Source organism: Embleya sp. NPDC001921 (assembly GCF_053594475.1).
On sequence record NZ_JBSFEO010000041.1, the window covers coordinates 61294 to 81181 of the forward strand.

Below are 19888 nucleotides of genomic sequence, written 5' to 3' on the forward strand. Positions count from 1 at the left end.
TCGCCGTACGGGGCCGAACCACCGGGCCGTGCGGCGCACGGAAGCCGGCACCCGAACCCTCCCGCTCGGCGGCCGCCTCCCGGCACCGAAACGGCGGGGCCGGCGCGCCGGGACGGTGAGCGCGGCGCGCGCCGGTCCTCCCGGGCGCGGGAGCGCCGACGGACCGCGCTCTCGGCGAGGGGCGCGGTCCGTCGGGGTGGGCGGGCCCGGTCAGGCGCGTACGGCGGTGCCCGGCAGGGCGTCCAGGCACAGGACGCCGTCCTGGACCACGGGGACGCCGCCGACCAGGACGTGCGCGTACCCGATGGACGGGCGGGTGCTCTGCTCGTAGGTGGCCTGGTCGGAGACGGTGTCGGGGTCGAAGACGATCAGGTCGGCGTCGCATCCCGCCTGCACCCGGCCCTTGCGGCGCATCACCGGCACGCTGTCCTGGAGGAGCCGCGCGGGCCCGAAGCTGCCGCGCGCGACGGCGTCCATGAGGGTGAGCGCGCCGAGTTCGCGGACGTAACGGCGCAGCACCTTCGAGAACGTGCCCGCCGTGCGCGGATGGGTGACCACGTTCGGCGGCAGCGGCCACGCCATCGGGTCGGCCTTCGCGTTCATCCAGGTCAACGGCATCGCGTCGGAGCCGATCACGCTGCCCGGATGCAGCAGGGCCCGGTCCACGAACGCGCGCTCGTTCGGGTCGTTCTCGTCGAGGAAGTGCACGATCGCCAGACCGCCCGGATCCGCCGCCCGCAGCTCGAGCAGCCGCGCGGCGTCGGCCGGACGCTCCCCGGTCGGGGCGTAGACGATGTCGGAGGGTTCGATGTGCGCCCTGCCGAGCTTCTCGGGCGCCAGGAAGGACGCGCCGATGGCCGTCATGCCGGCGCCGTAGGGGTACGCCTCGGTGGAGACCCGGCCGCCTTCGGCGCGTACGTCCTCCATCAGCCGCATCACCCGGTCGGTGTGCCGCAGCGATGTGGACGGGACGTGGCAGTAGTGCGCGTGCACCCCGGTCTCCGCCGCCGCGCGGGCGATCTCCCGCGCGCCGTCGATGGGGGTGTCGTCCTCCTCCTCGATCAGTTGCCGGGCGTGCGTGTACGTCGGGCGCCCGGCGGAGGCGGCGAGTCGCGACACGGCGAGGTATTCCTCGGGCTTGATCCGAGGCGCGTAGCCGACCACGATGCCGATGCCCAGCGCGCCCGCGGCGAGGTCTCGGCGCAGCAGTTCGAGCAGCGCGTCCACCTGCCGGCCGTCGCCCTCGAGCTGCCAGGCCGGGTGGCCGAGCTGCGCGAGCGCGACGGCGATGCCGCCACCGTGCGGAAGCCCGCCGACGGCGGTCATCCGGGCCTGGCACCAGGACGCGGAGAAGCCGTAGTTGAGCGGGCGTCCCTCGGCGGCGGCCTGCCGGTAGCCCTCCTCGACCGGCGACAGGCCGGCCTCGAGGTCGAGCGCGGTGGTGACCCCGTCCAGGGCCTGGAGGCGGTGGCCGGCCACGTCGTGCGAGTGGCTGTGCATGTCGATGAAGCCCGGCGCGACCACCAGACCGCGCACGTCCACCGTTCGCGGGGCCCGGAGCGGCTCCCGGGAGACGGCGCTGATCATGCCGGCGGTCACTCCCACGTCGGCCACCGCGTCGAGCCCGGTTTCCGGGTCGAGCACCCGACCGCCTCGCAGCACGAAGTCGTGGGTCCCGAACGGCAGCGCGGCTGATTGCGTCATGGGACCACAGACTAGGCAGCCGACGCCCGGGCGGATCCGTCCGGCCGCCCCAATTCCGGGCGCCGTCTTCGTTCGGCGCGACCAGCACACCACGGGTGCGATCGCGATAAGGGTCCCGAACGGGTGGGCGGGCGGCCCGGTGTCAGTGGGCCGCGTCCAGACGGCCGCGCTGCTCCGGGGTCAGCTCCAGGTCCACCGCGGCCAGGTTCTCCTCGAGTTGTTCGACCGAGGACGCGCCGGCGAGCGGGACGATCGGGAACGCGCCGCCCAACTGCCAGGCCAGCACCACCTGGTTCACCGTGGCCCCGGTCTCCTTCGCCACCTCGCGCAGGACCGCCAGCCGGGCCGGCGTGCCCGGGTGGTCGTAGTCCGGCGGCAGCGGCTTGTCCTCGCGCACGTAGGCGCCGCCGAGCAGCGGCGAGTAGGCGACCAGGGTCAGGTCCGGCTCGGCCCGCAGGTAGCTCAGCAGGTCGGGCCCGGCGTGACCGAGGCTGCCGTCCTCGAACAGCGCGTCGGAGATGTCGTAGCGCGGGCGCAGCAGGCTGTGCTGGTACTGCAGGACCTCGTAGCCGGGCACGCCGGCCGCCGCCGCCAGCGCGCGGGCCCGCTCGACGCGCCACGTCGCGTGGTTGCTCACCCCCAGCAGTCCGACCGTGCCCTCGACCACCAACGCACCGAAGCCCTCGACGGTTTCGCGCAGCGGGACGGTCCGGTCCTCGATGTGGGCGTAGAGCACGTCGATCCGCTCCACGCCCAGGCGTTCCCGGCTGCGCTCGGCGGCCTCGCGGATGGTCTCGGCGGACAGCCCCTCGGGGTTGTCGATGAATCCGGTGCCGGGCGCGAGCGGGGCCGCGCCCAGCTTGGTGGCGATCACGATCTCGTCGCCGACACCCCGGCTGCGCCGCCAGCGCCCGAGCAGCGCCTCGCTCTGGCCGCCCTGGCCGCCGTCCTCCCAGTAGGCGTAGTTGTCGGAGGTGTCGATGAAGGTGCCGCCGGCTTCGACGTAGCGGTCCAGCACCGCGAAGGAGGTCTTCTCGTCGGTCCGGGTGCCGAAGAGCATCGCGCCCAGGGCGAGCACGCTCACCTCGCGGCGGGTGGACGGATCGGTTCCGATGGTGCGGTACTTCATGGTGTTCCCCTCCGGTTCGGCTCGTGGTCTCCGAGCCCCGAACGGGAGTCAACAACCTGGAGCGCGCTCCAGGTCAAGCGCTCGGGCCGGCTCGAACCCGGGGGGTCGGGCGTCCTCAACTCGGATACTCCGACCACTGGCCGTGCCTGCGGGCCCAGTCGGCGAACGCGGACACGTTGTCGACCCTGCCGGCGGGCAGTCCCGCGAATGCTCCCAGAAATATGGGATATCGCCGGACCCCCGGCGCTCGCGAGGATGGCGACAGCGCGTTCCACGTCAGGCGGATCGCGCGACTCGCCCGTACAAACGTGTCACGCGTGCGGCTGGAGGGGAGCACGCCGAGTCACCGGTGGGGCGACGGGGACGAGGATGGACACGAACGCCGCGGCGTGTGCGGCCGGTACCGGTGCGCTGGGGGCCACCGAACCGCCCGATCCGCGCCGCCGCCTCGTGTCCGCCCTCGTCCCGGAACCCGCCGACCCGGCCGCGGGCCCGCGCATCTACCACCACGGCCGTTCGCCGCCGATCCGCCGATCCGCCGATCCGCCGATCCGCCGATCCGCCGATCCGGCGATCCGGCGACCCGCCGACCCGGGGCTCGGGGCTCGGGGACCCGCCGACCCCCGTCTCCGTCGCGCGGCCCGCGGCGGTGACGCAACCCCGGGCGAGGTGCCGGCCGGCCACGACGAAGTACAGCTCGTCGCGATGGAAGCCGTAGCGCGAGACACCGATCCACGACCGGCCGAGCGCCGCGCCGGTCCTGGGGATCGCCGTCCCGCGGCCTGAACCACGCGCCCGGCCCGGCGGATCGCCCGGTCGGGCTCGCGCATGCCCGGGCCACCGACGACGACCCCGTACCGGGCACCGGCAAGGCCCCTCGCGTGTCCGTTCGCGCGCCCGCCGACCAGCCGATTCCAGCTTTGCTCAAGGCCTGTTCAGGGTTTGTTCAGGGTCGACCCCGCATCGTCGTGTCCGTCGCTTCGGCGCCGGCCCGGCGGATCGGCCGAGGCCCCCCGGGGCCGAACCATCCGCCGGTGCTCGTGCCCCGTCCGGTTACCCGTGCCCCGCCCGGTTCGAGAGGAGACCCCGATGGACGTTCGGTATCCGGCCTACTGTCTGGCGGACCCGAGGTTCTACGACTCCCCGGATCGGCTGCGGCCGGACGCCGGCCAACTCGACTACCGAACGCTCGTCGACACCCCGCCCGGGTGGGAACTGGTGGCCGCGGGCCCGTGGACCCACCTGCGGCCTCCGCCCGATGCGGCCCCACTGCCCGCCCAGGGCTGGAAGATCCACGTCTCGGCCACGCTCGACAACGCGGCCGACCTGCTGGAGAAGGTGACCGCGTACTGCTTTCGGCACGCGATCGCGGTCAAGTTCCTGCCCAACTCGCTGGTGCTCCAGGCACGGAACGGGAAGTACGCCCCGCGCGAGGGCAGCGGAAAGTTCCTCACCCTCTATCCCAGGGACGTCGAGGAGCTGCGCCGTACCCTCGTCGACCTCGACGCCGCGATCGGCGGCTCGCCCGGCCCGTACATCCTCAGCGATCTGCGCTGGAACGAGGGGCCGTTGTACGTCCGCTACGGCGGATTCACGCTGCGCCACGTCTACGGGCAGGACGGCACGAGGACGCCCGCCGTCGAACGGCCGGACGGCGTACTGGTGCCCGACCATCGCGAACCCCGGTTCACCGTGCCGGACTGGGTCGAGATACCCGACTTCCTCGCTCCCTCGGCCACGCCGCGGATCAGTCGTGAACAGCCGGAGGAGTTTCCCTACGAGATGCTCTCCGCGTTGCACTTCTCGAACGGCGGCGGGGTCTACCGGGTTCGCCGCTTCCACGACCGCGCCGAACTGGTGCTCAAGGAGGGCAGGCCACACGCGGGCCTGGACCGCCTGGGCCGGGACGCGCCCGCGCGGTTGCGCGGCGAACACGCGGTCCTGGTCGATCTGCAGGGCATCGCCGGCATCCCGCTCGCGCACGACTACCACCTCTTGGGCGGCCACGAGTTCCTGGCCATGGACCACGTCCCGGGCATCTCGCTGCAGACCTGGGTCACGCTGAACTACCCGAGCCCGGACAACCCCGGCGAGCACGGCTCGGCCGCGGAGTACGCGGCGACGGTCGAGCACATCCTCGAGCGATTGGAGCGCACGGTGCGAGCCGTGCACGCCCGGGGATACCTGTTCAACGACCTGCATCCGGGCAACGTGCTGATCGACGACGAACTGAACGTGTCACTGATCGACTTCGAGGCCGCGCAGCCGCAAGGCACGCCCGGACCCCGCCCGCTGGGCGCACCCGGGTTCGCCGCCCCGGACGTGCTGCGCGGCGAGGCCGCCGACCTGTACTCGCTCAACGCGATCCGGCTGTTCCTGTACCTGCCGTTGAACAGCCTCCTGGCGCTGTGCCCGGCCAAGGCGCACGCGCTCGTCGCCAAGGCGCGACAGCGCCTGGACCTCCCGGACGACGTGGTCCGTCCGCTCACCCGGGCGCTCACCGTCGCCGTCGAACCCGCCTCGGGACTGCGTCCACCGGATGCGCGGCTGACCTTCACCGGGGTTGCCGGATCCTGGGAGCGGCACACGAGTGCGCTGACCGCGTCCATCCGTGCGGGAGCCACGCTCGATCGGCGGGATCGACTGTTCCCGGGCGACATCAACCAGTTCTTCCACGGCGGCGGCGGTATGGCGTTCGGCGCGGCCGGGGTGATCGACACGCTGCACACCGCCGGCGTGGACGCCGGCGAACTCGCAGGCGTCGCGGATTGGCTCGAACGCGACCTCGGCGCGGGCCGCGAGCCGCGCTTCGGCCTCTACGACGGAGCGGCCGGCATCTGCCACGTGCTGTACAACCTGGGTCGCACCGACACCGCCCTCGCGTTCCACGAACGGTGCCTGATCCGCGTCCCGCAGGTGCACGGCATCAAGCTCTTCGACGGACTCGCCGGCATCGGCCTGTCCAGTCTGGACCTCCATCGCCGAACCGCGGACCCGAACCTGCTCGAGCACGCGGAGCAATTGGCCGCGACCGTGGAAACGGCGGTCGGCCAAGGGGTGTTCAGCATCGGCGAGCACGCCGCCGCAGCCGGCTCACTGCTGCGCGACCGCGCCGGGAACGCCGTGGACAACTTCTCCGGCGGACTGATGTACGGCTGGTCCGGCCCCGCGCTGTTCCTGCTGCGGATGTTCGAGGTCACCGGTCGAAGGCGTTGGCTACAGGCGGCCGTCGCGGCACTGCACCGCGACCTCGACCAGTGCCGATCCCTGCCCGACGGCAGCCTCCAGGTCAGGAACGGCGGGCGGGTCCTGCCCTACCTGGCCACCGGCAGCGCGGGTGTGGCACTGGTCGGCGACCTGATCCTGGGCCACGAACACGACGACCGGATCGCCGCCGCCGTACCGTCGCTGGCCCTGGCCTGCGCGGACGACGTGTGCGTCGGCGCCGGGCTGTTCAACGGCAGGGCCGGACTGGTCGGCGCGCTGCGCGAGTCGGGCGCGCGACCGGATCGGGCGCACCTCGCCGAGCGCGTCGACGCGGGTGTCGCGGCGCTGGACCTGTACGCGCTCGCGGACGAGCACGGGCTCGTCTTCCCCGGCGAGCAGAACCTGCGCGCCTCGCTCGACCTGGCCACCGGATCCGCCGGCGTGTTGCGCCTGATCAACGTGCTGGCCGGACGCACCGCCGAGTTGTTGCCCTTCCTCGGCTCCGCGTCCTGGGCGAAGGCCCACCCCGAACTCTCGGCCGAGGTCCCCGGTACGACGGGACACCGGTTCGAGGACACCATCACCGCGACTTCCGGAGGGAGGTGAACCCCATGTCGAACTTCGTGCTGGGACTGCAGGAGATGCAGTCCGAAATCGGCTCCGAGGACGGCTTCGCGAGCGGCTGGACCTCGATCTGCTGCGCGTGCAGCTGGGCGAGCCTGGGTTGTTGATCGAAGCGTGACCGTGTCGGGGTGCGGGATCCATCGATCCCGCACCCCGGCCGGTGGCGCAACGGACGAATCCCCCTTGGGGACGAAAGCGGGTGGATCGACCATGCCAATCCTCGCGGTGGGCCCGCGATGAGCCGGACGCCTCGGGTCGGGCCCCGGGAACTGCTTCGATACCTGCGCGGCCACGTGGGCGTGATGGCCGTGGCCGGCGTCCTGTCGCTGATCGCCGCGGCCGGGACCCTGCTGCAACCGCTGCTGATCCGATCGGTGATCGCCGCGATCGAGGAGTCCCGCTCGACGGTCGCTCCGGCGCTGGTGCTGGGCGCGCTGCTGCTGGGGGCCGCGCTGGTCAACGGAATTCGGGAGTACCTGCTGGTGCGCACCGCCGAGCGGCTGGTGTTGTCGGTGCGCGAACGGCTGACCGCGCATGTGCTGCGGCTACCGGTGGCGGACTACGACCGGCTCCGCACCGGTGACCTGCTGTCCCGGATCGGTGCGGACAGCGCGCTGTTGCGACTCGTGGTCACCGCGGGCCTGTTCGAACTGGCCACCGGCGCGCTGATGATCCTGGGCGCGGCCACCGCGGCACTGTTGGTGGACCCCGTACTGTTCGCGGTCACCTGCGGCGGACTGGCGGCGGCGCTGCTGGGTGCGATGCTGATCAGCGGCCGAACCCGCCCGGTGTCCGAGCAGGCCCAGGCCCGCCTCGGCGAGATGGCCTCCGGCCTGGAGCGGGCGATCGGCGCGGTCCGCACCATTCGTGCCGCCCGCGCCGAGCAGCGCGAGACCGAGGCGATCAACCGCAGCGCCCGGCTGGCCTACGCCTCGGGACTGCGGCTGGCCCGGCTTCAGGCGCTGGTCGCGCCGATCGCGCACATCGCGACGCACGGTGTGTTCCTGCTGGTGCTGGGCGTGGGTGGGACCCGGGTGGCCGACGGCACGCTGTCCGTGGGCGATCTGGTCGCGTTCGTGCTGTTCCTGTTCTTTCTGGTCGTCCCGCTGGGCCAGGTGATCACCGCGTACACCCAGCTCCAGACCGGATTGGGCGCGATCCAACGGGTCGAGGAGGTGCTGCGCCTGCCCACCGAAACGGCCGGCGACACACACGTCGCCGACCCGTCCGCACCGGTGCCCACCGGGCCCGTCGCGGCGCGGGCCCACACGATCGAACACCCGGGCGCCCCACTGCCGGCCGCGGGCACGTCGGCGATCACGTTCGAGCACGTCACGTTCGGCTATCGCGCCGGCGAACCGGTGCTGCGCGACGTCTCCTTCGACATCGCGCCGGGCACCCGGACCGCGCTGGTCGGACCGTCGGGCGCGGGCAAGTCCACCGTGTTGGCGCTGATGGAGCGCTTCTACGACGTGGACGCCGGTGCGATCCGCCTCGACGGGATCGACATCCGCGAGCTGCCGCGCGACCTGCTGCGCGCGCGACTGGGCTATGTGGAGCAGGAGGCGCCCGTCCTGGCCGGCACGATCCGCGACAACCTGCTGCTCGCCGCGCCCGAGGCGGACGACGCGCGACTGCTCACGATCCTCGACGCGGTCAACCTCGCCGGCATCGTGGAGCGTTCACCGCTGGGCCTGGACGCGGAGGTCGGCGAGAGCGGTGTGCTGCTGTCCGGTGGAGAACGCCAGCGGCTGGCGATCGCCCGCACGCTGCTGACCGCCTCGCCGATCCTGCTCCTCGACGAGCCCACCAGCAATCTCGACGCGCGCAACGAGTTCGCCTTCCGCGAGGCGATCCGGGCCGTATCCGCCGAGCACACGATGCTGATCGTCGCGCACCGGCTCGCCACCGTGGTCGACGCCGACCGGATCGTGGTGCTGGACCGAGGAAGGGTCGCGGCGGTCGGCCGGCACCACGAACTGGTCGACACCAGCCCCCTGTACCGCGACCTGGCCGCCCGCCAACTGCTCATCGCCTGAAGGAGGCGCCATGACAGACGCGCCGGACCGCGCGCACGTACCGAGTATCGCGATCATCGGCGCGGGACCACGCGGGACATCGGTCCTCGAGCGGGTCGTCGCGAACGCGGCGCGGTGCGTGCCGGGCTTGCGCCCGGACATCCACGTGATCGACCCGTACCCGCCCGGCGGCGGGCGGGTCTGGCGCCGTCGCCAGTCCGCGCTGCTGTGGTCGAACACCAGGGCCGACGAATGCACGCTGTTCACCGACGCGAGCGTCACCTGCCGGGGCCCGATCGTGCCGGGCCCGACCCTGGCACGGTGGGCCCGCGACCTGGCCCGGGGCGAAGAGCCGCATCCGCGCGGATTCCGGCCCGGCCCGAACACGCGGGCGGAGGCGGCCCGCGTGCACGACGGCTGGTTCGCCACCCGCGCGCTGGTCGGCGACTACCTGGCCTGGGTCTTTCGCCGCACCGTGGCCGCCGCCGCGCCGGACGTGCGCGTACACGTGCACGCGGCGGCCGCGCTCGACGTCCGCGACCTGCCCACCGGGCGGCAGCGGATCTCGCTGGAGGGGCGCGACCCGCTGGAGGTGGACGTGGTCGTGCACGCGCAGGGCAACTTCCGGGTGGACCCGTACCCGCAGGAGTACGCGTTGGCCGAGAAGGCCGTGCGGCACCGGCTCACCTATCTGCCGACCACCTCGGACCCGGAGAGAGCGGCGGCCCGAATCGGCCCCGGTGAACCCGTGCTGCTGCGCGGCCTCGGCCTGGCGTTCATCGACACGATGGTGCTCCTGACCGAGGGGCGGGGCGGGCGCTTTCGGCGCGACGCCTCGGGCGAACTGCACTACGAGCCCTCCGGGCGCGAACCCGTGATCCACGCCGGGTCCCGCCGGGGCGTGCCCTACCGGTCGAAGTTCGGCTACACCCTGCCCGGCCCGTTGCCGGGGGTCGGGCGCTGTCTGGTGCCCGAGGCATCGGGCGGCCGGGTACCGGACTTCGTCACCGACCTGTGGCCGTCGATCGCCCGTGAACTGGCCGGGGCCGGCTACCGCGAACTGGCGCGCTCGCATCCCGGGCGGCTGGCCACCGACCCCGGCGCCTTCCTCGCCGCACTGGAAGGGGCCGCCTGGAACACCCCCGAGTACCGGGAACTCGTCGAAGCGGCCGTGCCCGACGAGCGGGACCGGATCGACCTCGAGGGACTCGATCGGCCGCTCACCGGCCGCCGTTTCGCCGATGCCGGCGCCCTGCGGCGGTGGATGATCGACTATCTCGCCGCCGACGTGGAACGCGGGCGCGATTGTCGGCACAGCGCGCATCTGGCCGTCTATCACGCGCTCTCGGCGATCGCCGAGGCACTGTTGCCGATGCTGCGCGACGGCAGACTCTCGCCGCGTTCGGCCACCCACGGACTGCCCGAGTTCTTCGACTTCTGCCGCTTCCGCACCAGCGGCCCGCCCGGTCCGCGCCTGGAACAACTCCTGGCCCTGATCCGGGCCGGCATCGTGCACCCCATCGGCGCCGGGCTCGAAGTCACGGTCCGCGACGGAGAGTTCCAGGCCCGCTCCACCAGCGTGGACACGGTGCTGCGCACCCGGGCGCTGATCGAGGCCCGACTGCCCGGGCGGGACCTGGGCCGAGTGCACGACTCGCTGCTCGTGCGGCTGATCGAACGCGGTGAACTCCGCGAGCAGACGCGCGTCGACCCGGTACGAGGCACGCGGCACCCCAACGGCATGGTGGACACGATCGAGAACCGGGTCAAACGTCGCGACGGCAGCGCGCATCCCGCCCGCTTCTTCCTCGATCCGGGCGACTTTCCCCGTCCCGGGAGTGACGCGGGCTTTCTGCGCCACAGCGACGCGGTGGCCCGACAGGCGCTGCACGAGTTGGGACGGCGGGCGGACACCGCGCGGGCATCCGCCGAGGCCGGCGTTTCGGCGGTCGGGTGAGTCGGTGATTCGAGTCCGGACGCCGCGCGGCGCGATGCGAACACCGGGACGAGTCGCGCGTGTTCGGAGCAGGCCCGGGAGTCGCCGCGGCACGCGGATCCTCCCGGGCCTCGCGCGCGGCGGACGCGGCGGGTCGGCCGCGATCGTGCCCCGTGCCGGTCAGGCGGTGTCGGTCAGGCGATGCCGGAGGCGGTCGGCGCTTTCGTCGCGTTGTTGGGTCCGGTACAGGCCCAACGCCTGCCGCCACGCGTCGCGGGCCTGGGGGATCCGGCCGAGGGCAAGGTGCGCCTCGCCGAGCCGGGCCAGCGTGTCGGCCTCGCGGAAGGCGTCCAGGAGTCGCCGGCGCAGGGCCAGCGCCCGACCGTAGTGCTCCAGCGCGAGCGCATACTCCCCCTCGTGTTCGGCGAGCTCGCCCAGACTCTCCCGGGCGTCCGCCTCGCCGTCCGGAAAGTTGTGCAGCCGGCAACGGGTCAGGGCCCGCTCGCAGTAGGCCCGGGCGAACCGGGTCTGCCCCAACCGGGCGTGATATCGGCCGACCGCGCCCAGCGCCGCCGCCTCCCCGCGCGGATCCGCCGGCCGGCTCCGGGTGCGCAGACAAGCCTGGGCGTACGCCCGGTGGATCCGCAGGCCCTGCTCCGCGTGCATCAGCGCCTGCCGGTGGTCGCCCTGTCGCTCCCACGCGCCGGCCAGCAGGAGATGGGCGTTCGCCCGACCGTCCTCGTCACCGATCGTCACCGACAGCGCGAGCGCCTCCCGCAGCCGGCGCAGCGCCTCGGTGTGCTCGCCCGCCGGCACGTGCGCGCGCCCCGACAGTCGATGCGCGTGCGCGCGGGCGGCGAGGTCCTGCGGGACTCCGGCGGCGAGCGTGGCCCGCAACATCTCGCGCCGCGCCGCCAGATGGCCCCGCCGCCAGTGGAACGTATCCAGGAACAGGGCCAGTTCCCAGGCTCGATGGGGCAACCCGCGCTCGATCGCAAGGGTGTGCGCCGCCCGCAGGCACGCGTGTTCGGTGTCGAACCAGCACATCGCGGCGGCGGCGTCCCGGAAGACGACCGAAGCGGGCGCCTCGGAGCGGCCCGCCGAGCGGGTGGGCCGCGACGCGGACAGCCGCCGATCGGCCGCGCGTGCGGCGTCGACGTAGAAGTCCACCAGTCGGCGCAGCTCCGGATCGCACCGCTGCCCGGCCGAGCCCCGCCGACCCCGTTCGATGGCGTACAGCCGGACCAGGTCGTGCAGGCGGTGTCGTCCCGGGACGTGCTCGCGGACCAGGTGCGCCGCCTCCAGCGTGCGCAGGTGGGTCCGGGCCCGGGCCGTGGTCAGGCCGGTGAGCACGGCGGTCGCCGGCACGCCGATGTCCGGCCCGGGCGCGTGTGCCAGCAACTCGAACACGCGCGCCGTCGCGGGGGCCAGCGCGTGATACGAGGAGGCGAACACCGCGCGCACGTCCGCGGTGGGGTCGTCCACGTCCAGCGCGTCCAACCGGCCTGAACAGTCCCGCAGTTCGGCCGCCGCCTCGGCCAGGGGGCGACCGGGACGGGCGGCGGCGCGGGCGGCGACGATGCCGAGCGCCAGCGGCAGGCCGGCGCAGTGCTCGACGAGCGCGGCCACCGCGTCCGGCTCGGCGTCCGGCGCCGCGCCGAGCTGCCCGCGCAGCAACTCCCGTGCCTCGGCCGGGTCGAGCTCGTCCAGGGACAGCGACTGGGCGCCGTGTGCGGTGAGCAGACCGGTGAGCCGGCGCCGGCTGGTGACCAGCACCGCGCAGGACGGCCCGCCCGGGAGCAGCGGTCGGACCTGCGCGCTGTCGCGGGCGTTGTCCAACACGATCAGCACGCGCTTGTCGGCGATCAGGCTGCGGTAGAGCGCGGCGCGTCCCGCCTCGTCCGGTGGGATCGCCGCGGAGTCGACACCGAGGGCGTCCAGGAAGGCGCCCACCGCGACGCCGGCCGACACGGGTTGCCCTCTGGGTACGAAGCCACGCAGGTCGACGTACAACTGTCCGTCGGGAAAGGCGTCGGCATGGTGGTGCGCCCAGTGCAGCGCCAGCCAGGTCTTGCCGATGCCGCCGGCGCCGCCGATCACCGCGATCGCGACGGCGTCGCCGGCTCCGCGCGGCTCGCCCAGTACCCGGTCCAGGTCGGCCAGGGCGCGGGCTCGTCCGATGAAACCGGCCGGAGCGGGCGGGAGTTGCCGGGGGATCGGGGCCCGGGTCGCGGGGAGGGCCACCTCGGCGTCGGCGCGCGCCGGCACGGCGAGGCCGGGCGACGCGGTGAGGATCCCCTGGTGCAGCCGCCGCAGGTCCCGGCCGGGGTCGGTGCCCAGTTCGTGCGCCAACCGCCGGCGCAGGCGCTGGTAGTGCGCCAGGGCGTCGGCGGGACGGCCGTTGCGGTACTGGGCGAGCATGAGTTGCCCGGCCAAGCGCTCGTCCAGCGGATCCGTCCGGGCCCGGGTGGCCAGCCGAGGCAACATCGCGGCGTGGTCGCCGAGTCGCAGTCGCAGGTCGTCGAGGTCCAACTCGGCCTGATAGCGCTCGCGATGCAGGGCCTCGCGGAGCGCGTTGAACCACGGCGTGTCGACGGTGGTGAAGGCGTCCCCGCGCCACAGGTCCAACGCCTGCGCCCAGGCGGACGCGGCGCGGCCGTCGTCGTCCGTGCGGCGGGCCCGGGCGACCAGGTCGCGGAAGCGGTGCAGGTCGACGGCGGACGGGTCGGCCTCCAGCAGATAGCCGCCGGGACGGCGGGCGATGCGTACCTCGGCGACGGCCAGTCGTCGGCGCAGCCGGGACAGATAGCTGTAGAGCGTGTCGCGGGCCCGATGCGGCGGAGTATGGCCCCAGACCCGCTCGACGATGCGCTCGATCGGTACGAGGCGGTTGGCCTCGACCAACAACACGGCCAGCACGCAGCGTTGGCGCACGTGGCCCACATCGACCGGCGCTCCGTCGATCCGGACCTCGATGCCGCCCAGGAGTGCGAATTCCGGGGTCATCCGCGCCTCCCGGATAACCCTCGGCCGGCGGCGCCCGCGATGACGCGGACGCCGCCGGGACACGTGCGACGGGCCGGACGGGTCCTGTCGGGCGGACACGCACGGTGGGGTGGACGCGTGCGGTCGGGGGCGGATGGGTCGAGTGGACGGGAGGGGCGGTGCGGGGTGCGCGCCATCGAGGCGAGTTCCCGGATGTTCGGGGTCATGGGGTCTCCGGATCGGCGAACGAGTCGGTCGTGCGCTGCCGATCCTGGGACCGAACCGTCCGGCCGGGGAAGGCCGGAATCCCGTCCGACCCGTCCCGAACATGTCCCGGACAGCCTGGGACGGCCGTGTGTCGGCGCGCGGCCGGGGTTCCGGCAACCGCGAAGCCGGGCCGTCACTTCCCGCACGATCGGCGACCCGGCCCGGCAGCCCACACAGGGGTGGCCCCGGAGGGCGGGCCGGATGACGCGCCCCGGGTGAACGGCAACACGGCGCGGCCGCCGGCGTGCCGAACGCTCCGCACGCCGGTGGCCGCGTCGTGCCGCCCGGTCGGACGGGACGGCGCTGTCGGTGCCACGTGTTGTCCACACTCGTATGACGGATTCGACCTATCCCGAACCCTTTTGAGCCATCGACGGATTCGCCGCCGCGATGGCGCCGCGGGTGCGCGGCCGCCGCGCTACGTGGCGGTGGCGCGGGCCGCGGCGCGACCCGCGTGCCGGCCGCTGAACAGGCAGCCGCCCAGGAACGTGCCCTCCAGGGCGTTGTAGCCGTGCACGCCACCGCCGCCGAAACCGGCGACCTCGCCGGCCGCGTACAGGCCCTCGACGGGCCGGCCGTCCGGGCCCAGGGCCCGCGATTCGAGGTCGGTCTGGATGCCGCCGAGGGTCTTGCGGGTGAGGATGTGCAGCTTGACGCCGATCAGCGGGCCGGCGGCGGGGTCGAGGACGCGGTGCGGCGCGGCGGCCCGGCCCAGCCGGTCCCCGAGGTAGCGGCGGGCGTTGTGGATGCCCTGGACCTGAGAGTCCTTGCCGTACGGGTTGGCGATCTGGAGGTCACGGGCCTCGATCTGGCGGCGCAGCAGCGCCGCGTCCAGCAGCGGTTCGGGGGTCGTGCGGTTCATCCCGGCGACGAGTTCCTCCAGGGTGTCGGCGACGACGAAGTCCTCGCCGTGCCGCTTGAACGCCTCCACCGGGGCGGGTGCGCCCTTGCCGAGCAGGCGGGTGCGCAGGAAGCCCACCCGGTCCTTGCCGGTGATGTCGGGATTTTGTTCGGAACCGGAGAGTGCGAACTCCTTTTCGATGATCTTCTGGGTGAGTACGAACCACGAGTGGTCGTGGCCCGCGAGGTCCTCGGTGGTGCGCAGGTGCCGGAGCGTGGCCAGGGTGTCGTAGCCGGGCAGGCAGGGGTCGGGCAACCGCCGTCCGAGCGCGTCGAACCACAGGGAGGAGGGGCCGGGCAGGATCCGGATGCCGTGGCCGGGCCAGATCGGGTCCCAGTTGCGCAGGCCCTCGGTGTAGTGCCACATGCGGTCCCGGTTGACCACCCGCAGGCCGCCGGCGGCGGCGATGTCGAGCATCCGCCCGTCCACGTACGCGGGTACGCCGGTGACCATGCTCGCGGGCGCGGTGCCCAGCCGTGCCGGCCAGTGGCGGCGGATCAGGTCGTGGTCGGCGCCGATCCCGCCGGTGGTCAGGACGACGGCCTGAGCGGTGAGTTCGAAGTCCTCGATCTCGTCCCGGTTGGTCGGCACGCCCCGGCGCGCGCGGTCGGGGGCGAGCACGCAACCGCGGATGCCTCGGGCGCCGCCGGAGTCGACGATCAACTCGTCCACCCGGTGCCGGTGGTGGAAGGTGAGCAGTCCGTCGGCGGCGGCCTGCCGGGCGAACTCCACGAAGGGTTCCAACACCCCGGGGCCGGTGCCCCACGCGACGTGGAAACGGGGTACGGAGTTGCCGTGCCCGTCGGCGCGCAGGTTGCCGCGCTCGGCCCAGCCGACCGTGGGCAGGAACGAGATGCCGAGCCCGGACAGCCACGAGCGCTTCTCGCCGGCGGCGAACTCGACGTAGGCGCGAGCCCAGCGCACCGCCCAGGAGTCCTCGTCGTCGAGCCGGTCGAACCCGGCGCTGCCGCGCCAGTCGTTCCAGGCCAGTTCGAAGGAGTCCTTCACCCCCAGGCGCCGCTGCTCGGGCGAGTCGACCAGGAAGAGCCCGCCGAAGGACCAGAACGCCTGCCCACCCAGGTTGGCCGGGCTCTCCTGGTCGACCAGCGCGACCCGCCTCCCCCGCGCGGTGAGTTCGTGCGCGGCCACCAGACCGGCGAGCCCGGCCCCGACGACGATGACGTCAGCGTCCACTGTGCGATCTCCTTGGGTCGGTGCCGCCGAACCGGCGACCCGGACGGGGTGTTCGGCGGTGCCCCGCTCCATCCGCCGAAGTTCCCAGGAGGGTACCCGCGCCGCGGCGCCGCATGGCGGCGCCGAGCACACCGGGCCGGCTCGGGTGCCCGGCATCGCCGCTCGTGCCGCGCGGGCGGGTCCCCATAGGATGCGGCCGGAATCCCGGATCCCGGTGGGCGGATCGGGAAGCGGACGGGGGAAACCAGGCGGATGACGGCTCGGGTCCTGGCGGAACGCTACGAACTGACGACCCTGCTCGGTCGCGGCGGCATGGGCGAGGTGTGGGCCGCCCGCGACCTGATGATCGACCGCCGGGTCGCGGTCAAGCTGCTGTACACCGGCGCGGACGACGGCGAGACCGCGCTGTTCCTGCGCGAGGCGCGGACCGCCGGCGGGGTCGACCATCCCGGCGTGGTCACCGTCCACGACGTCGGACAGGACGCCGACGGCACGCTCTACCTCGTGATGGAGCACGTCGAGGGCCGGGACCTGGCGCGGGTGCTGCGCGAGGACGGTCCACCGCCCGTTTCGGTCGCCGCCGACCGGGTCGCCCAGGCCGCCGTCGCCCTGCACGCGGCACATCGGGCCGGGGTCGTGCACCGCGACCTCAAACCCGCCAACCTGATGCTCACCCCGGACGGCGTGGTCAAGGTCCTCGACTTCGGCATCGCCCGGCACGCCGCCGCGACCCGCCAGTCGACCCGTCTGATCGGCACGCTCGCCTACATGCCGCCCGAGCGGGTGCGCGGCAACTCCGGCGACGCGCGCGGCGACCTGTACTCGCTCGGCTGGGTGCTGCACGAACTGCTCACCGGTACCAAGCCGTTCGGCACCGGCGAGCCGATGGCGCTGATGTACGCCCACCTGCGGACGGCGCCCGATCCGCCGAGCCGGGTCCGCCCGGAGGTGCCCGCCGCGCTGGATGCGCTCGTGTTGCGGATGCTGGCCAAGAAACCCGCCGACCGGCCGCGCGACGCCGCCGAAGTGGCCCGCCTGCTCCAGCCGTTCGCCGACGGTACGGACGCCCTCGCGCCGACCGTGGTGCTGCGGCCGAGGGCGCTCTCGCGGCGCGGGGTGCTCCTGTCCGGACTCGGCGTCGTGGGCGCCGCCGTGGGGCTGGGCATCTACAACCGTGACACCGGCACGGGCACGGGAGGCGGTCCTCGGCCGGGCGACTCCGGCAAGCCGGTGGCCGGAACGTCCTCCGGAGCGCCCGCCGCCGCACCGATACCCAAGCGCGCCGGCCGGCGGTTCGCCGTGCGGGAAGAGATCGACAACTCACCCGTGATCGTCGCGGACACGGCGTACATCACCAGCAAGGACCGGCACGTGTACGCGATCGACATCGCGACCGGGCAGCAACGCTGGTCCTTCTACCCGGACGGCCTGCTGCAACGCCCATTGGTCTCCGGCGGTCTGGTGCACGTGGTCGGCTCCCTCGACAAGCTGTACACGCTCGACGCGGCAACCGGCGTCAAGCTTTGGGAGTACCCCACGGACCAGGTGCTGAGCACCCCGATCACCACCGGTGGGGTGGTCTACGCCGGCGGCCGCAACAGCGGTGTGGTCTACGCGCTCGATGCCCGGACCGGTGCGAAACGATGGGAGTTCGCCACGAACGACGCGGTGCACGACGCGCTCGCGACGTGGAAGGGCGTGGTGGTCGCGGCAAGCTGGGACGGGCGCCTCTACGGTCTCGACGCGGAGAACGGCGCCAGGATCTGGACCTTCGATCCCCCCGGCAACGGCCCGTTCGACCCCGTGGCCGGCGATGGGCGGTTGTTCTGCACCGGCCGCACCGTCTCGGGCGAACCTCGGTTGTTCGCGATCGACTACATCACCGGTGTGCCGGACTGGTCCGTCGACATCACCGGGATCCCCTTCGCCCACCTGGTCTTCGCCGACGGCAAGGGCTTCCACGCCGGTGTCGATCCCGACGTCTCCGAGTCGGTGCGGGCCTTCGACACGTTCACCGGGAAGATGTCCTGGGAATATCCGCTCGGCAACCGCAATTCGACCGGACTCGCGCCGAACGACCGCTCGTTGTACGTCGGTTGCGTGGAGGGCGCGATCATCGCCCTGGACACCCGCAGCGGTGAGGTGCGCTGGACCACCGCCCCGGGCGGGCGGATCCCCGGGGCCTTGGCGGTGGCCGACGGCCTCGTCTACGCCGGCAGCGAGGACCGCAACCTGTACGCCCTGGACGCCGGCACCGGCGTGGTGCGCTGGAAGCACACCACGACCGGCGAGATCAAGAACGCCCCGGTCGTGGCGAACGGGATGGTGTTCGCGGGGACGACGGACGGCGCGCTGTACGCGCTCGACGCGAAGACGGGCGAGGGCGCCTGACCGGACGACGGCGGCCCCGGCTCGGGCCGCCTCCGCCGGGTGGGCCCGGAGGGTGGGCGGCGACCGGTCCAGGGCGCGCGCCGTCCGTCCTCACCCGACCCGGTCGCGCTCGTTCGCGGGCACCGGCACGTCGGCGACGACCCGGAACCCGCCCTCCGGCCGGCGTCCGGCCTCCAGGGTGCCGCCGTGCAGGGTCACCCGCTCGCGCATGCCCATCAGCCCGTATTCGCTGCCGGTGATGCCGGTCGAGGACGACGGGCCGCCCGCGCCGTCGTCGATCACCTCGACCACGACCCGGTCGGGCAGATGCCGCACCCGCACACACGTCCGCGCGTCGCCGGAGTGCTTGCGTGTGTTGGTCAGCGCCTCCTGGACCACCCGATACAACGTCAGACCGGTCGCGGGCGGCAACGGCCGCCGCTCGCCCACCTCTTCGTAGTCGATCGGCAGTCCCGCCGCGCGCGACTCGATGATCAGCCGATCGATCTCGCGCATACCGGGCTGGGGTTCGGAGGGAGCCTCCTCGGGAGCGTCGGTGCTGCGCAGTACACCGAGCAACTGGCGCATCTCGCCCAGCGCGGTGCGGCCGGACTGCTCCAGCGTGAACAGCGCCTCCTTGGCCGTCTCGGGGTCGCGGTCCAATGTCGCGCGGGCGCCGCCCGACATCAGGTACATCGTGGTGATGTGGTGCGCCACGATGTCGTGCAACTCGCGGGCGATTCGCCGCCGTTCCTCGGTCACCGCCCGATCCGCGAGCAACTTGCGGTTGATGGCGAGCTGTTGCTGCCACGCGGCGGTGCCGACGCCCACCGCGATCACCAGGCAGGTCGCCCCCAGGGTGCCGCCGACGGTCGCCGCGAAGGCTTCCGTGCCGCGCGCCGCCCGTACCACCTGGACCGCCATCGCCGCAGCCGCGGCGAGCCCGATGTCGAGGGGGCGGCGATACCGGGCCACCGTGTACACCGCGATCATCAGCGCGCAGCCGTAGCTGTGCGCGGACGCGTCGGTGAACAACGTGAAGAGCAGTTGCACCACCGCCACGGCGACGAGTACGGCCCGCGGGTACCGGCGGCGAAAGGGCAGGAACGCGGAACCCAGGACCGCCAGCGCGAACCCGGGACCCAACAAGGCCGGGTCGGGGTCGAACTCCTCGGCCGTGACGTACGCGAGCACATCCAGCGCGGCGGAGGCGATCACCAGCAACAACTCGTTGCGGTGGGCGGACAAGGACGTGACCCGGCGCCGCGTTCGCGCGTGCCGCGCGACGCGTCGGCGTGCGGTGGTGCCGTCGCCGGTCGCCGCCGGGAGCGCCGGCGGATGATCGGACCCCATCCTCGGGCCTCCTTGGCTGGTTGTCGGTGGTCGCCGTGTCGGCGGTCGCCGGGTCGGTGGTCGACGGACAGGAGAGCCGTTCGGCCGGTCGGCCGCGTGTCGACGAGGGGTGGTTGTCGCGAGAACGCAGTCGTCCTCCATTCCACCGCCTTCGGCGGCCCGTGCGGACCGCCGCATTGACGATCTCGACCCCGGACTCG

Annotated in this window: 9 protein-coding genes; 4 read left to right on the plus strand and 5 right to left on the minus strand. The window is 73.3% G+C overall.

The window, feature by feature from the left end:
* Positions 1 to 210: 210 nt before the first annotated feature.
* Both ACWCPW_RS37435 and ACWCPW_RS37440 read right to left on the minus strand, forming a co-directional pair.
* Complete coding sequence (locus ACWCPW_RS37435) at positions 211 to 1704, minus strand: amidohydrolase family protein (RefSeq protein ID WP_449766040.1); 1494 nt, start codon at positions 1702 to 1704, stop codon at positions 211 to 213.
* Positions 1705 to 1846: 142 nt separating this feature from the next.
* Positions 1847 to 2833, minus strand: coding sequence for an aldo/keto reductase (locus tag ACWCPW_RS37440; RefSeq protein ID WP_449766041.1), 987 nt, complete (start codon positions 2831 to 2833; stop codon positions 1847 to 1849).
* A gap of 1089 nt (positions 2834 to 3922) precedes the next feature.
* Here ACWCPW_RS37440 and lanKC point away from each other — a divergent pair.
* From lanKC to ACWCPW_RS37455, 3 genes are all read left to right on the plus strand, one after another.
* Positions 3923 to 6646: a class III lanthionine synthetase LanKC gene (gene lanKC, locus ACWCPW_RS37445; protein ID WP_449766042.1), complete on the plus strand. Its 2724-nt coding sequence runs from the start codon at positions 3923 to 3925 to the stop codon at positions 6644 to 6646.
* Between the two features lie 254 nt (positions 6647 to 6900).
* A complete protein-coding gene (locus tag ACWCPW_RS37450; protein WP_449766043.1) occupies positions 6901 to 8703 on the plus strand; it encodes an ABC transporter ATP-binding protein in 1803 nt (600 codons plus the stop codon).
* Positions 8704 to 8713: 10 nt separating this feature from the next.
* A complete protein-coding gene (locus tag ACWCPW_RS37455) occupies positions 8714 to 10639 on the plus strand; it encodes an FAD/NAD(P)-binding protein (protein WP_449766044.1) in 1926 nt (641 codons plus the stop codon).
* A 159-nt stretch (positions 10640 to 10798) separates the two neighbouring features.
* Here ACWCPW_RS37455 and ACWCPW_RS37460 read toward each other — a convergent pair whose 3' ends face one another.
* Positions 10799 to 13624 carry a BTAD domain-containing putative transcriptional regulator gene (locus ACWCPW_RS37460; RefSeq protein ID WP_449766045.1) on the minus strand — a complete coding sequence of 942 codons (2826 nt, stop codon included), beginning with the start codon at positions 13622 to 13624 and terminating at the stop codon, positions 10799 to 10801.
* 664 nt (positions 13625 to 14288) lie between these two features.
* Entirely contained in the window at positions 14289 to 15965 is a 1677-nt protein-coding gene (locus ACWCPW_RS37465; protein ID WP_449766046.1) for an FAD-binding dehydrogenase, read from the minus strand.
* Between the two features lie 252 nt (positions 15966 to 16217).
* Between ACWCPW_RS37465 and ACWCPW_RS37470 the strand changes: the two genes are divergently transcribed.
* Positions 16218 to 18356, plus strand: a complete 2139-nt coding sequence (locus ACWCPW_RS37470; RefSeq protein ID WP_449766047.1) for a serine/threonine-protein kinase — start codon at positions 16218 to 16220, stop codon at positions 18354 to 18356.
* Between the two features lie 90 nt (positions 18357 to 18446).
* Here ACWCPW_RS37470 and ACWCPW_RS37475 read toward each other — a convergent pair whose 3' ends face one another.
* Positions 18447 to 19688: a sensor histidine kinase gene (locus ACWCPW_RS37475; protein ID WP_449766048.1), complete on the minus strand. Its 1242-nt coding sequence runs from the start codon at positions 19686 to 19688 to the stop codon at positions 18447 to 18449.
* Positions 19689 to 19888 lie beyond the last annotated feature (200 nt).

What these genes read in the sequence shown, in the direction of transcription:
- ACWCPW_RS37435 (WP_449766040.1), bottom strand. Translation starts at nt 1,704, where the DNA reads ATGACGCAATCAGCCGCGCTGCCGTTCGGGACCCACGACTTCGTGCTG.
- ACWCPW_RS37440 (WP_449766041.1), bottom strand. Translation starts at nt 2,833, where the DNA reads ATGAAGTACCGCACCATCGGAACCGATCCGTCCACCCGCCGCGAGGTG.
- lanKC (WP_449766042.1), top strand. Translation starts at nt 3,923, where the DNA reads ATGGACGTTCGGTATCCGGCCTACTGTCTGGCGGACCCGAGGTTCTAC.
- ACWCPW_RS37450 (WP_449766043.1), top strand. Translation starts at nt 6,901, where the DNA reads ATGAGCCGGACGCCTCGGGTCGGGCCCCGGGAACTGCTTCGATACCTG.
- ACWCPW_RS37455 (WP_449766044.1), top strand. Translation starts at nt 8,714, where the DNA reads ATGACAGACGCGCCGGACCGCGCGCACGTACCGAGTATCGCGATCATC.
- ACWCPW_RS37460 (WP_449766045.1), bottom strand. Translation starts at nt 13,624, where the DNA reads ATGACCCCGGAATTCGCACTCCTGGGCGGCATCGAGGTCCGGATCGAC.
- ACWCPW_RS37470 (WP_449766047.1), top strand. Translation starts at nt 16,218, where the DNA reads ATGACGGCTCGGGTCCTGGCGGAACGCTACGAACTGACGACCCTGCTC.
- ACWCPW_RS37475 (WP_449766048.1), bottom strand. Translation starts at nt 19,688, where the DNA reads ATGGGGTCCGATCATCCGCCGGCGCTCCCGGCGGCGACCGGCGACGGC.